Origin of the sequence: Asanoa ferruginea, from assembly GCF_003387075.1 — a bacterium.
GTDB lineage: Bacteria > Actinomycetota > Actinomycetes > Mycobacteriales > Micromonosporaceae > Asanoa > Asanoa ferruginea.
On record NZ_QUMQ01000001.1, the window covers coordinates 4145645 to 4157541 of the forward strand.

At 69.1% G+C, this 11897-nt stretch carries 16 protein-coding genes; 10 read left to right on the top strand and 6 right to left on the bottom strand.

Annotated features, from left to right (window positions below; genetic code table 11):
* Positions 1-15: 15 nt before the first annotated feature.
* Genes DFJ67_RS19435 through DFJ67_RS19445 form a run of 3 tightly spaced genes read left to right on the top strand, consistent with a single transcriptional unit; the run spans position 16 to position 3255 of the window.
* Positions 16-1266: a sugar ABC transporter substrate-binding protein gene (locus tag DFJ67_RS19435; RefSeq protein WP_116069288.1), complete on the top strand. Its 1251-nt coding sequence runs from the start codon at positions 16-18 to the stop codon at positions 1264-1266.
* Positions 1267-1270: 4 nt separating this feature from the next.
* A complete protein-coding gene (locus DFJ67_RS19440; RefSeq protein ID WP_116069289.1) occupies positions 1271-2407 on the top strand; it encodes a carbohydrate ABC transporter permease in 1137 nt (378 codons plus the stop codon).
* A complete protein-coding gene (locus DFJ67_RS19445; protein WP_116069290.1) occupies positions 2395-3255 on the top strand; it encodes a carbohydrate ABC transporter permease in 861 nt (286 codons plus the stop codon). The genes DFJ67_RS19440 and DFJ67_RS19445 overlap by 13 nt, the downstream gene beginning before the upstream one ends.
* Here the strand turns inward: DFJ67_RS19445 and DFJ67_RS19450 are convergent.
* Positions 3252-3833 carry a GNAT family N-acetyltransferase gene (locus tag DFJ67_RS19450; RefSeq protein ID WP_116069291.1) on the bottom strand — a complete coding sequence of 194 codons (582 nt, stop codon included), beginning with the start codon at positions 3831-3833 and terminating at the stop codon, positions 3252-3254. The two genes, DFJ67_RS19445 and DFJ67_RS19450, sit on opposite strands and share 4 nt — an antisense overlap.
* Here DFJ67_RS19450 and DFJ67_RS19455 point away from each other — a divergent pair.
* Positions 3832-5046 (top strand): glycosyltransferase 87 family protein, encoded by a 1215-nt coding sequence (locus tag DFJ67_RS19455; protein ID WP_116069292.1) that lies wholly within the window; start codon positions 3832-3834, stop codon positions 5044-5046. The genes DFJ67_RS19450 and DFJ67_RS19455 overlap by 2 nt on opposite strands.
* Here the strand turns inward: DFJ67_RS19455 and DFJ67_RS19460 are convergent.
* A complete protein-coding gene (locus DFJ67_RS19460; protein ID WP_116069293.1) occupies positions 4987-5523 on the bottom strand; it encodes a GNAT family N-acetyltransferase in 537 nt (178 codons plus the stop codon). The two genes, DFJ67_RS19455 and DFJ67_RS19460, sit on opposite strands and share 60 nt — an antisense overlap.
* 75 nt (positions 5524-5598) lie before the next feature.
* Here DFJ67_RS19460 and DFJ67_RS19465 point away from each other — a divergent pair, with 75 nt between their 5' ends.
* Positions 5599-6819, top strand: a complete 1221-nt coding sequence (locus DFJ67_RS19465; protein WP_116069294.1) for a winged helix-turn-helix domain-containing protein — start codon at positions 5599-5601, stop codon at positions 6817-6819.
* 5 nt (positions 6820-6824) lie between these two features.
* On the top strand, positions 6825-7508 hold the full coding sequence (locus DFJ67_RS19470; RefSeq protein ID WP_116069295.1) for a DUF2752 domain-containing protein: 684 nt from the start codon (positions 6825-6827) through the stop codon (positions 7506-7508).
* On the opposite strand, the gene DFJ67_RS19475 is transcribed toward DFJ67_RS19470, so the two are convergent.
* Positions 7505-7753: a hypothetical protein gene (locus DFJ67_RS19475; RefSeq protein ID WP_239097325.1), complete on the bottom strand. Its 249-nt coding sequence runs from the start codon at positions 7751-7753 to the stop codon at positions 7505-7507. The two genes, DFJ67_RS19470 and DFJ67_RS19475, sit on opposite strands and share 4 nt — an antisense overlap.
* A 96-nt stretch (positions 7754-7849) precedes the next feature.
* Between DFJ67_RS19475 and DFJ67_RS44725 the strand changes: the two genes are divergently transcribed.
* The 3 genes from DFJ67_RS44725 to DFJ67_RS19480 are packed head-to-tail and all read left to right on the top strand — an operon-like array spanning position 7850 to position 9379.
* Positions 7850-8119, top strand: coding sequence for a DUF7662 domain-containing protein (locus DFJ67_RS44725; RefSeq protein ID WP_425321075.1), 270 nt, complete (start codon positions 7850-7852; stop codon positions 8117-8119).
* A complete protein-coding gene (locus DFJ67_RS42325; RefSeq protein ID WP_342353847.1) occupies positions 8116-8820 on the top strand; it encodes an 8-oxoguanine DNA glycosylase OGG fold protein in 705 nt (234 codons plus the stop codon). The genes DFJ67_RS44725 and DFJ67_RS42325 overlap by 4 nt, the downstream gene beginning before the upstream one ends.
* Before the next feature lie 22 nt (positions 8821-8842).
* Positions 8843-9379, top strand: a complete 537-nt coding sequence (locus tag DFJ67_RS19480) for a GNAT family N-acetyltransferase (protein WP_116069296.1) — start codon at positions 8843-8845, stop codon at positions 9377-9379.
* A gap of 51 nt (positions 9380-9430) precedes the next feature.
* Here DFJ67_RS19480 and DFJ67_RS42780 read toward each other — a convergent pair whose 3' ends face one another.
* The 3 genes from DFJ67_RS42780 to DFJ67_RS19490 are packed head-to-tail and all read right to left on the bottom strand — an operon-like array spanning position 9431 to position 10960.
* Positions 9431-9577: a hypothetical protein gene (locus DFJ67_RS42780; RefSeq protein ID WP_170215911.1), complete on the bottom strand. Its 147-nt coding sequence runs from the start codon at positions 9575-9577 to the stop codon at positions 9431-9433.
* Between the two features lie 18 nt (positions 9578-9595).
* Positions 9596-10393, bottom strand: coding sequence for a DUF4097 family beta strand repeat-containing protein (locus tag DFJ67_RS19485; protein ID WP_116069297.1), 798 nt, complete (start codon positions 10391-10393; stop codon positions 9596-9598).
* A 30-nt stretch (positions 10394-10423) separates the two neighbouring features.
* Positions 10424-10960, bottom strand: a complete 537-nt coding sequence (locus tag DFJ67_RS19490) for a toxin-antitoxin system HicB family antitoxin (RefSeq protein WP_116069298.1) — start codon at positions 10958-10960, stop codon at positions 10424-10426.
* Positions 10961-11092: 132 nt separating this feature from the next.
* On the opposite strand from DFJ67_RS19490, the gene thyX reads away from it, so the two are divergent.
* Entirely contained in the window at positions 11093-11836 is a 744-nt protein-coding gene (gene thyX, locus DFJ67_RS19495) for an FAD-dependent thymidylate synthase (protein WP_116076412.1), read from the top strand.
* Positions 11837-11897: the final 61 nt, after the last annotated feature.

Genomic DNA, 11897 nt, shown 5'->3' on the forward strand with positions numbered 1-11897 from the left:
TCAGGAGTATTCGACATGAGAACAAACCGGATCCGCGGCGCTGCGGTCGCGGTTCTCGCTGCCGGCACCCTCCTCGCCAGCGCGGCCTGCGGCGGCGATGGCTTCGACGACGGCGGCACCGCCGCCCAACAGACGTCGGGCCCGGCGTCGCTGCAGATCCTGATCGGCTCGTCCGGCGACGCCGAGACCACGGCGGTCAAGGACGCGGCGCAGGCCTGGGCGACCAAGAGCGGCAACACCGCCACGGTGACCCCGGCCCAGGACCTCACCCAGCAGCTCGGCCAGGCGCTGGCCGGCGACAACCCGCCGGACGTGTTCTACGTCGACGCCGGCCGGTTCGCCGACTACGCGAGCGTCGGCGCGCTGGAGCCCTACGGCGACAAGGTCGACAACCCGAACGACTTCTACCAGAGCCTCAAGGACACGTTCACCTTCGACGGCAAGTTCTACTGCGCCCCGAAGGACTTCTCGACCCTGGCGCTGGAGATCAACACCGACCTGTGGACCAAGGCGGGCCTGACCGACGCCGACATCCCGACCACCTGGGACCAGCTGACCAGCGTGGCCCAGAAGCTCAAGGCCAAGGGCACCATGCCGCTGGCGATCGCGGACACCCGTGACCGGGTGGGCGCGTTCTTCGTGCAGTCCGGCGGCTGGATCGTCAGCAAGGACGGCAAGCAGGCGACGGCCGACAGTGCCGAAAACGTCACCGCGCTGACCTACGTGCAGTCGCTGCTCAAGGGCGGTCTAGCTTCCTACCCCAAGGCGCTTGACGCCGGCTGGGGCGGCGAGGCGTTCGGCAAGGGCAAAGCCGCGATGACGATCGAGGGCAACTGGATCAAGGGCGCGATGACCAACGACTTCCCGAGCATCAAGTACGCGGTGCACGAGCTGCCGGCCGGCCCCAAGGGCAAGGGCACGCTCTCGTTCACCAACTGCTGGGGCATCGCCGCCAAGAGCAAGTTCAAGGAGCAGGCCATCGACTACGTCAAGGCGATGACCACGGTCGACCAGCAGATGACCTTCGCCAAGGCGTTCGGCGTGATGCCGTCCCGCCAGTCGGCGCGCGACCAGTACACAGCAGCTTTTCCCGCGGACCAGGCGTTCATCGACGGTGCCGAGTATGCCCAGGGCCCGGTCAACGCCCCGAAGATGGACAGCGTCCTGGCCGACTTCGACGCCTCGCTCAACGGCCTGGCCAAGGGTGACCCGAAGCAGCTCCTGGGGACGCTCCAGAAGAACACCCAGGCGAACCTCGGCGGGTGAGTAGATGTCGACGGTGACGACCGCCGCCGCGGACCGGGATGACCGGTCCGCCGGCGGCGGCCGGCCGGCCCACCGCGGCACCGGTCGCCGACCCAGGTTCGGGCGCGGCATTCGCGGCAACGAGGCCATGGCCGGCTGGCTCTTCGTACTCCCGATCGTTGTGATCCTCGGTGTGTTCCTGCTGCTGCCGATCGTGATGGCCTTCTGGGTCAGCCTGACCGACTGGCGTGGGCAGGGCAGCCCCTTCAAGTCCGGCGTGCCGTTCGTCGGGGCCGACAACTACACGCACCTGTTCACCCAGGACGGCCTGGCCCGGCGCGACTTCATGACCAGCATCCGCAACAACTTCTACTACGTGCTGATCGTGGTGCCGGTGCAGACCGCGCTGGCGCTCGGCCTCGCGCTGCTGGTCAACAACCGGATGCTGAAGGCGAAGGGGTTCTTCCGGACCGCGTTCTACTTCCCGTCGGTGACCAGTTCGGTCGCGATCAGCGTGGTGTTCCTGTTCATGTTCGCCAACTCGGGCGCCATCAACGGGGTCCTGTCGTGGTTCGGCATCGACGGCCCGGCCTGGTTCTCCGACTCGCGCGGGCTGATCCACCTGATCCTTGGCCTGTTCGGGGTCGACAACGCGCCGGCCGCCCTCAGCGATGGCGGCCCGCTCGGGTTGAGCTGGTGGGAGTGGCTGTCCGGGCCGAGCGTGGCGATGTGCGCGATCATGTTCCTGGTCATCTGGACCACCTCGGGCACGTTCATGCTGATGTTCCTGGCCGCGCTCCAGAGCGTGCCGGTCTCGCTCGACGAGGCCAGCGAGCTCGACGGCGCGAGCAAGTGGCAGCGGTTCCGCTATGTCACGCTGCCGCTGCTCAAGCCGACCATGTTCCTGGTGCTCACCCTCGGCCTGATCGGCACCTGGCAGGTGTTCGACCAGATCTACGTGATGAGCCAGGGCAACCCGGCGAAGACCACCCTCACGCCGGCGTTCCTGTCCTATCGCACCGCGTTCAAGGATCTCGACTACGGCCAGGGCGCGGCGATCGCGTTCGTCCTGTTCGTGATCATCATCGTGCTCACGCTCGCGCAGCGCTGGATCATGCGGGACCGCGACGAGCCGCGCCGGAGGTTCCGATGGCTACGCTGACCTCGCCGAACAAGCGGCAGCCCAAGGGCCTGGTCACCACCATCGTCGGGTACGCCGTCCTGATCTTCTTCGCGCTGGTGTTCATCTACCCGTTCGTGATCCAGCTCACCAACTCGTTCAAGACCGAGCCCGACGCGGCCAGCAACCCGTTGTCGCCGATTCCGCACCCGGTCACAACGGCCGGCTTCGAGCGCCTCTTCGACGGTGACTTCCCGCTCTGGATCGGCAACTCGGTGCTGGTCACGGTCGTGGTCACGATCGGCCGGGTGTTCCTCGACTCGCTGGCCGGCTATGCGCTGGCCCGGCTGCGGTTCCGGGGCCGGCGTGCGGTGTTCGCGACCGTCGTAGCGGTGATGGCGGTGCCCGGCGTGGTGCTCTTCATCCCGAAGTTCCTGGTGTTCAACCAGCTCGGCATCTACAACACGTACACCGCGCTGATCTTGCCGTTGCTCGTCGACGCGGCCGGCGTGTTCATCATGAAGCAGTTCTTCGAGTCGATCCCGGTAAGCCTGGAGGAGGCGGCGCGGATCGACGGCGCCACCGTCTTCCGCACATTCTGGTCGGTGGTGCTCCCGATGGCGCGGCCCGCGCTGATTACCCTGACCATCCTGTCGTTCCAGGGCACCTGGAACGAGTTCCCGCACACGCTCGTCGCCGTGCAGGATCCCAGCCTGTTCACGCTGCCCCGCGGCCTGGCCAACCTGGTCTCCGGGTCGCTGGGCTCGGGCACGCAGTATCCGCTCAAACTGGGCGCCGCGTTGCTCGCCACGATCCCGGTGGCGGTCCTCTTCGCGCTGTTCCAGCGCTACTTCGTCCGAGGCGCATCCGAAGGAGCCGAAAAGGGCTAAGGCTCCTCGGCGGGGTCGGGCGCGGCCGTCAAATCGACGTGTAGGCGGAGCTGGTAGACCAGCATGTCTTCCACGTCGAGGGCCCGCCCGGCTCCGTCCGGCGCCCAGCCGGCCGAGCCGAGGAACTTGCGGGTCGCCGCGTCGCCGTCGTAGGCCCAGGCCACCGCGAAGGCGAAGCCGTCCTCGCGCCAGAGGTCGACGGCCGCCGCGAGCAGCCGACTGCCGTGCCCGCGCCGGCCCCAGCGGGGTTCGACCAACAGGTCGGTGACGGCCGCCACATCGTCCGGCAGCGGCGCCTCCTCGGGGGCCAAGGCCTGCTCGTCGGCGGGTCCGGAGGCGGCAAAACCCACCAGATACGATTGTTCGGCCTGCTCGACCGACACCAGCACCCGGTGCCTCGGTGACGGCGGCTGTGCGATCGAGGCGCTCCACCGCTCCGCGATCCACGCCTCGTCGAGGTCGTCGAGCACGTGTCGGGGCAGCATCCGGCGATATGCGACCCGCCAGGTCGCAACCTGGATGCGTGCGATCTCGGCGGCGTCCTCGGGACGCGCCGGACGGACATACCCGAGAGCCATGAGTCGAAAGCCTACGGAGTGGGGGCACGGGTTGATCCAGCGGGCCGCGCGCCGGGAGGTCGCGATCGTCGCGGGCCTGGCGGTCGCCGTGCTGGTGTTCGTCGCGTTCTTCGCCGCGCGACACGGGTTCTTCGATCTCAAGGTCTACTACGGCGCGGTCAACTACTGGATCCACGACCACGGCATGCTGTACGACTTCCTCAAGCCGAACAGCAAATACGGCTTCACCTACCCACCGTTCGCGGCGATCGTGATGGTGCCGATGGCGGTCGTGCCCTGGGCGCTGGCGATCGTGATCAGCGTCGGCCTCTCGCTCGCGGCCACGTACGCCCTCCTGCGCTGGTTGGTCCTGCCCCTTGCCCTGCGGATGGGCTGGACGCCGTGGTTCGCGCTCGCGGTCGGTTTCCTGCTGATCGCGGCGTTCGAGCCCTACCGCGAGACGATCACGTTCGGCCAGGTCAACCTGCTGCTTCTGTTCCTGGTGGCGCTCGACCTGCTGGTCGGCGTGGCCGGCGGGCGGAAGTGGGCCGGCGTGGGCATCGGCCTGGCCACCGCGATCAAGCTGACCCCGGGCGTGTTCATCCTCTATCTGCTGGTCACCCGGCGCTGGCGGGCGGCTGGTCTTTCCGCTGGCACCGCCGCCGTCGCCACGCTGGCCGCCGCCGCGGTCGACCCGGCCGCGTCGCGGGAGTTCTGGACCTCGGCGCTGTGGGACACCGACCGGGTCGGGTCGCTGGCGTTCATCTCGAACCAATCGCTGCAGGGCATGATCGCCCGGCTCAACCCCGAGCACCCGTCGACGCTGGCCTGGCTGGTGCTGGTGCTGCTCGCGATCGGCGTGTGGGCCTGGCGGGTGCGGGCCGCGTCGCTGGCCGAGGGGCTGGCCCTGACCGGCGTGCTGGGCTGCCTGATCAGCCCGGTGACCTGGGTGCACCACCTGGTCTGGCTGCTGCCGGCACTGATCCTGCTGGTCTCCGCGGCGGTGACGGCGCGGCGCCGTCTTTGGCTGGTCTTCGCGATCATCGGGTACGCCGTGCTGTGCAGCCGCCTGGTCTGGGTGTGGGAGCACGGGTTCGGTGGGGTGGGCGGGTTCCTGGGCAGCAACGCGTACGTCTGGATCAGTGTGGCTCTGTTGCTCTTCCTGCCGTTGGGGTCAGGCTCCTCCGCTCCTGGTGTAGCGGAGCTCCGGCAGGCGGAGCGTCTCGCCGCCTGAGGTCACGTCGTAGGTGTTGCGTTCGCCGTCGGGCTCGAAGCCGGCCTTCTCGTAGAAGCGGCGGGCTCGCTTGTTGTCCTCCAGCACCCAGAGGCGGACAGTGCGGAAGCCGCGGTTGTGTAGCTCGGCCAGGCCGGCGGCCATCAGGGTGCGGCCGAGGCCGGTGCCCAGTCGTTGTGGCTCCTGATAGATGGCGAGCACCTCGCCGATCTCCGGATCCAGGTCGTCGCGGTTCTGCTGGTTGCGGTATCGGCCGACGGTGGTGAACCCGACGATGGCCGGGCCGTCGACCGCGACCAGGGTCTCGAACTCTTTCGCACCCTGCCACTGCCGGCGTCTTGCCGCGAACGCTTCCGGGTCGAGTGCGTCGAGCACGTCTTTGGGGATGATTCCGGCATATCCGGCTTGCCAGGCGCGGACGTGCACGCCGGCGACCTCAGCGGCGTCCTCGAGTCGTTGCGGGCGGATCGTCAGCATGCGCTGATTTCTAGCGCATGTCCGCCGGCGTCGGCCCCTGCTTTTTTGTCGGTGGGTCCGGTTAATGTGCGAACCGTGACACCCGAATCGTTGTCGTTGGCGCAGGCCCGTCGCATCGCGTTGGCCGCGCAGGGCTTCACCGACCCCGCGCCGGTGGGCGTGCCGACCGCCCGCCACCTGCGCCGGGTGGTGGGCCGCACCGGCCTGCTCCAGATGGATTCGGTCAACGTCCTGCAACGGGCCCACTACCTGCCGCTTTACAGCCGCCTGGGTCCCTATCCGACCGAGCTGATCGACCGGGCGGCCTACCGCCGACCCCGCACCCTGTTCGAATACTGGGGTCACGAGGCGTCGTTGATCCCGGTCGAGTTGCAGCCCGCGCTGCGCTGGCGGATGGCCCGCGAGCACCAATACGGCGGCCTGCGTAAGTTCGCCGACGAGCAGCCCGACCTGGTCAAGTGGGTGCTCGACGAGGTCCGCGAGTCGGGCCCGCTGACGGCGGCCGAGATCGAGCGCGACGAGCCGCGCGACCGGTCCAACTGGGGCTGGAACTGGTCGAGCGTCAAGCAGGCCCTCGAATACCTGTTCTGGTCGGGCGAGGTGTCCGCGGCCTCCCGCAACTCGTCGTTCGCCCGGGTCTACGACCTGCCCGAGCGGGTGTTGCCGGCGGCGGTCCTGGCCGCGCCGACCCCGACCGACCTCGAGGCGTGGCGCACACTGGTGCTGGTGGCCGCCCGGTCGCTGGGCGTGGCGGCCGAGTTCGAGCTGCGCGACTACTTCCGGTTGCCAGTGGCCGGCGCCCGGGCGGCGATCGCGTCGTTGGTCGACGACGGTTCGCTGCTGCCGGTCCGGGTCGAGACGTGGAAACAGCCGGCCTATCTGCACCCTCTGGCGAAGCTGCCCCGCTGGGTCCGCGGCGACCGGTTGATCAGCCCGTTCGACCCGCTGGTCTGGGAGCGGGCCCGCACCGAGCGCCTGTTCCACTTCACCTACCGCATCGAGATCTACGTCCCGGCGCCGCAGCGGGTCTACGGCTACTACGTGCTGCCCTTCCTCCAGGGCGACCGCTTCACCGCGCGGGTCGACCTGAAGGCCGACCGCAAGGCCGGCATTCTGCGCGTGCCGGCGGCCTGGGCCGAGCCCGGCGTCGACCGGGTCGCGACGGCCCGCGCCCTCGCGGTCGAGCTGACCCGGCTCGCGGGTTGGCTCGGGTTGGAGTCGGTCGCTTCGCCGGATGGCGGCGATCTCGGCGGTCCGGTTGCCGCCGCCTTGGCGAGCACCTCAGGTGTACCGTGACGACCATGACGCCCGCGCCCAACCCGGCCTCCACACAGGCATTCGCGGGAGCGGAAGACAGCACCACACCGGGCGGCGACGGCGGAGCACCGACGTTCGCGGGCCCCGCGCCGGAGACCGGCGCCGGTGTGCCGGGCTATGGCGCCGTCGAGGCGCAGCCATCCGAAGGCACTCCGGCCGGTGCGGTGGCGCTCGCCGCCGTGCCGCCGGCGTTTCTGCCGCCGTCCTACGCACCGCCGCGGCGCGGTCGGGTCGGGCGGGCCTATCTGCGGATGCTCGAGCGGGTTCCGGGTTGGCTGGCGCCACTCGCGGTGTTGGGCTGCATCGGGGGAGCGGTCGGCTACACGCTGATCACCAACCCGACCGACAGCGCCGCCGACGCACCGCCGACCTGCATCCTCAAACTGACCACGGGCCTGGATTGCCCGGGCTGCGGCGGCACCCGCGCCGCGTGGTACCTGCTGCACGGCGACGTAGCGGCCGCCGCACGCCACCACCTGCTCTTCGTCTTCGCAGTGCCGTTCGTGCTCTACCTCTACGTCGCGTGGGCAGCGCAGCGGGCGTTCGGCTGGAAGATCCCGCAGTTGCGCATCCCACCGATCGCGATCGCCTTGTTCATGGGCGCCTGGCTGGCGTTCTCGGTGCTGCGCAACCTGCCCTGGGCCCCGTTCAACTGGTTCTACGTCTAACGTCCGCGCCGCGGATGGAGAAAGACCGCGATGTCGCTCAGCGCGTCGGTAGCCTTGACGCGGCGTAGCTCGGGAACCACCCGGTCTTCATCAAGCTGGCCATAAACCCTGGCCAGTTGCCCAAGGCACGTGGCGGCGAGGATCCTCACCTGGCGGTCTTCGTGTTCGAGCAGACCAAGGTAGAGCTCCTGCAACTCCTGCCAGTCCTCACCACCATGCAACACGGCGCCGACCATGGCTTCCATGGCCCCGAAAAGCTGCCGGCGATCGAGCGCTATCAGCGGCCCGATCCCGTCCGACCGGCTGTTGTATCGATTCGTCTTGTGCGCCAGGTTCCCGGTATGAGCAAGTACTCAACGTTGCGGGACTGGCTGCGCTCGTCCGGCCGCTCGTCGGTTCGGATGTCATTCGATGAGCTTGACGACCTTGTGCCTGGCGGGTTACCGCCTAGCGCCTACCGACACGTTCCCTGGTGGAGCAACGAGTCGGATCCAGCCAGCACACATAGCCGGAGCCGGCTCGGTTGGGTGGCCGCCGGCTACCGCGTTGAGACGGTCAACCTCACCCAGCGGCACGTGGTCTTCGTCCGCAGAGCGGACAGTGCGGCGTGAGGGCGCCGCTGCCTTCACGGTTGCCCATTTTGGTCCGGAGCTATGACGGTCAGCAGCAGCTCCCAGTCACGTATCTTGTCGAACAGTGGAAACGTGCGCTTGCCGCATACCCAGGCGTAGCCGACGTTCTCGAGAACGACCAGTGGTCTAAGCAGCGCGACGCGGCCGGTCGGCGATCTGTCGGACGGAATGACGTGTCAAGGCTGATCAAGGCGACTGACATGACCAACGGTCTTGCCGCTCGACGCGCGTTCGTGCTGATCATGGCGTGGGGATCGGGAACTTCGAACACCCGCTCGTATCGCCACGTTCCAAGGGCACTTGCCGCGCCGCACTGCGCGACGCGTCTTGTCGACACCGCCGCCACGTGCCGGCAGGGTGACCTCACAGCCGCGTATGAGGCATTCTCTCTTCCTGGTGTTCGTCGGTCGTTCTTCACCAAGTGGTTTGCCTTCGCCGGTCGAGCGAACGATCGGGACTGGCAGCCGTTAATTCTTGACGACCGTGTGCTACGGACACTGAACCGCACTCTTGCGACATCGACGAAGACTCTCGCCAGTGACCGTCGTTGGAGTCGTCGCTATACCGCCTATGTTGAGCAAATGCACGCGTGGAGCAACGACCTCCGGCGTGAGGACATCTCCTGTTCGGCCGAGCGGCTGGAATGGATCTTCTTCAAGCAGAACGGTCGACCCGTTTGACGGCGCCGGTTAGCTTGCACGGATGGCAGAACTGGCGTCCGTCGCTTGGCCGCCTGCTCCGATCAAGACCGAGCGGCTCGTGCTCCGTGAATCCGAGGCCCGCGACCGGGCGGCGTTCGTCGAGCTGCTCGCCTCGCCGGAGGTGGGCACCTACCTCGGTGGACCCCAGCCGCGCGACGAACTGGAGCGCGAGACGCCCGAGGTGCCCGGGCGGCGGCCAGGCACGTTCGTGGTCGATCTCGACGGAGCGATGATCGGCGCGGTCATGCTCGATCGGCGCAACGTCGGGCCCGACGGGCGGATCCGTCCGGAGGCGGGGGAGGTCGACCTCGGCTACCTGTTCCTGCCGGCGGCCTGGGGACACGGGTACGCGGCGGAGGCGTGCGCGGCCGCACTCGACTGGTTCGGCGGCGCGTTCCCCGGCGAGCACGTGGTGCTCTGCACCCAGAGCGCCAACGCGCGCTCGATGCGCCTGGCCGCGAAGCTCGGGTTCACCGAGGTGGAGCGGTTCGAGAAGTGGGACGCCGAGCAATGGTTCGGCGTCAGACTCTCCAGCTGAACGCCGAAGGACCCGTCCGGCTCAGCCGAACGGGTCCTTCATGGACGGTGCTTAGCGGTGTTGCCGGCCGCCGTCGTCGTGGTCGCGGCGCATTGCCCGGGCCACCCGGACGGCCAAGTGACGGCGGGCCGCGGCCTGGCGCATCGTGCGCTGGCGGTCGTTGGCGAGGTTGAGGAGGAGCTGCGGGTTCTCGTACATGATGGGGTCCTTCCGGGGTCAGGCGCGCTGGATGTTGATGTCGCCGCTCATGGTGCGCAGCTGGAGGCTGATCTGGTTGCCGCTCGCGTTGTCGGTCTCGGGGCCCGGCGTGCTCATGTCGAGACCGTTGCGGGTCGTGCCGGACATCGTCTGCACGTCGAACCAGACGCCGGTGCCGGGCTGGATGCCGATGTGGACGTCGCCCGAGGCGGTGCTGATCCGGGCGGTGCCGCGCTGTGCCTTGCGGATCGTCACGTCGCCCGAGGCGGACTCGACCGAGATGTCGCCGCCGACCTCTTCGACCTGCACGTCGCCGCTCGCGTATTTGCCGGTGAAGGCGCCCGCGATCTGTTGTGCGCGCAGGTCGCCGGAGGCGCTCTTGGCCCGCAGGTGGCCCTCGACCTGGGCCAGCCGCACGTCGCCGCTGGCCGTGGTGATCGTGGCGTCGCCGCCGATGTGGTCGGCCTTGATGTCGCCCGACGCCGCGTCGACCTGGACGCCGCCGAGCCGGCCGCGGAAGGTGACGTCGGCCGAGGCGGACTTGCCGTTGACCGCGCTGTCCAGCGGGACGTGCACCCGGATCGCGACCGAGCCACCGCGCAACCGGAAGCCGTTCTGGTTGGGGGTGACGATCGACAGGGTGTCGCCCTGGAGGTCGACGGTGGTCTCGTCGGCCAGCCGCTGCGACTCGCCGCGCCGGTCGCCGGCGGTGACCTCGACGTAGGCGCTGGTGCGCTCCTCGGCGACAACGTCGACGGAGCCGGACATGATCTTGAAGGCGACGGTGATGGGGCCGTCAACCGGGAACTCGGGCATGGGTGGCGCTCCTTCGGCGAGAAGAGGGGGTCAGGCGCGGCCGTAGCCGCTGATGTGCCGGCGTCCGCGGCCGGGCGGGTTGGTCCAGCCACCGGGCGGGGTCGGGGTGGCGACGGCGCCGGCGACGGCGCTGCCGATCGCCCGGACGAGCCAGGCGTTGACGGAGATGCCCTCGCTGGCGGCGGAGCGCTCGACGGCGTCCTTGAGGCCTTCGGGGAGGCGTAGCGTGATCCGGGTGACGTCACCTGCGGCGTCAGGTGACGTCGCAGTGGCGCCGGGCGGCGTCGGGGGTGCGGGCGGTGCCGGCGGCGCGGGTGGCTGCGGCAGGTGCTCGGTGACCACCAGCTCCGGCTCGCGGCCGCGCAGTCGCAGCTCGACCGAAGCCGAGGTGAGCTTGGTGGTGACCTCGTCGGCCGCCTGGCCGAGCGCGTCGAGCAGGGCCAGCCGGGCCGCCGCGTCGATCGAGCCGGAGAGCAGCTCGGCGGCGCGAGCGACCTCGGGGCCGCCGGGTGCGGCTGCTGCGTTGAGGTCTCTGCGGAGGCCCTCAACGAACGGTGCGATGTCCATGACGTCACTATGCCACCGAAGTGACGTCACCGCAAGACACAATGACGGCATCGTGGTGTCGCGATGGGGTCAGTCGGGTCGAGGGTTAGAGTCTGCCGAGTCGCGCGAGGCAGAGGGGGCGCCGTGCCAGAGATCGTTCCGCCGCAGGTCAGGATCATTGCCTGGACCCAGTTCGAGGCGCCCGACGACGTGCCCTGGGAGACCGATGCCGACGGCGGCCAGGCGCTCGCGGAGTTCGCCGGCCGGGCCTGCTACCAGTCGTGGAAGAAGCCGAACCCGGCCACCGCGACCAACGCCGGTTATCTCGCCCACATCCTCGAGGTCGGCCACTTCTCGGTGCTCGAGCACGGGTCGGTCACCTTCTACCTGACCGGGGTGTCCCGCTCGTTCACCCACGAGCTGATCCGGCACCGGCATTTCTCGTACTCTCAGCTCTCCCAGCGTTATGTCCCTGGTCGCGACGCGTCGATGGTCGAGCCCGAGGTGATCGCCTCCGACCCCGGCCTGCACAAGACCTTCGTCGAGGCGGCCGAGGCCAGCGTGCGGGCCTACAACGAGTTGCTGGAGGGGCTGGAGCAGAAGTTCTCCGACGAGCCCAACGCGACGCTGCGTCGCAAGCAGGCGCGCCAGGCGGCCCGGGCGGTGCTGCCCAACGCCGCGGAGACCCGGATCGTGGTCACCGGCAACTACCGTGCGTGGCGTCACTTCGTCGCGCTGCGGGCCACCGAGGCGGCCGACGTGGAGATCCGTGAGGTGGCCATCGCGTGCCTGCGGGAGCTACAGCGGGTCGCGCCCAACATCTTCGCGGACTTCACGATCAGCACACTTCCGGACGGCACCGAGGTCGCGGCGACCCCTTACGCCGAGGGTTCATAGCAGGTGACCGGAAGGCGGGTGGCCGCGACAGCGGCCAGCCGGCTGAGGACCTTAGCTGGCA

What these genes read in the sequence shown, in the direction of transcription:
- DFJ67_RS19435 (WP_116069288.1), top strand. Translation starts at nt 16, where the DNA reads ATGAGAACAAACCGGATCCGCGGCGCTGCGGTCGCGGTTCTCGCTGCC.
- DFJ67_RS19440 (WP_116069289.1), top strand. Translation starts at nt 1,271, where the DNA reads ATGTCGACGGTGACGACCGCCGCCGCGGACCGGGATGACCGGTCCGCC.
- DFJ67_RS19445 (WP_116069290.1), top strand. Translation starts at nt 2,395, where the DNA reads ATGGCTACGCTGACCTCGCCGAACAAGCGGCAGCCCAAGGGCCTGGTC.
- DFJ67_RS19455 (WP_116069292.1), top strand. Translation starts at nt 3,832, where the DNA reads ATGAGTCGAAAGCCTACGGAGTGGGGGCACGGGTTGATCCAGCGGGCC.
- DFJ67_RS19450 (WP_116069291.1), bottom strand. Translation starts at nt 3,833, where the DNA reads ATGGCTCTCGGGTATGTCCGTCCGGCGCGTCCCGAGGACGCCGCCGAG.
- DFJ67_RS19460 (WP_116069293.1), bottom strand. Translation starts at nt 5,523, where the DNA reads ATGCTGACGATCCGCCCGCAACGACTCGAGGACGCCGCTGAGGTCGCC.
- DFJ67_RS19470 (WP_116069295.1), top strand. Translation starts at nt 6,825, where the DNA reads ATGACGCCCGCGCCCAACCCGGCCTCCACACAGGCATTCGCGGGAGCG.
- DFJ67_RS19475 (WP_239097325.1), bottom strand. Translation starts at nt 7,753, where the DNA reads ATGGAAGCCATGGTCGGCGCCGTGTTGCATGGTGGTGAGGACTGGCAG.
- DFJ67_RS44725 (WP_425321075.1), top strand. Translation starts at nt 7,850, where the DNA reads ATGAGCAAGTACTCAACGTTGCGGGACTGGCTGCGCTCGTCCGGCCGC.
- DFJ67_RS19480 (WP_116069296.1), top strand. Translation starts at nt 8,843, where the DNA reads ATGGCAGAACTGGCGTCCGTCGCTTGGCCGCCTGCTCCGATCAAGACC.
- DFJ67_RS42780 (WP_170215911.1), bottom strand. Translation starts at nt 9,577, where the DNA reads ATGTACGAGAACCCGCAGCTCCTCCTCAACCTCGCCAACGACCGCCAG.
- DFJ67_RS19485 (WP_116069297.1), bottom strand. Translation starts at nt 10,393, where the DNA reads ATGCCCGAGTTCCCGGTTGACGGCCCCATCACCGTCGCCTTCAAGATC.
- DFJ67_RS19490 (WP_116069298.1), bottom strand. Translation starts at nt 10,960, where the DNA reads ATGGACATCGCACCGTTCGTTGAGGGCCTCCGCAGAGACCTCAACGCA.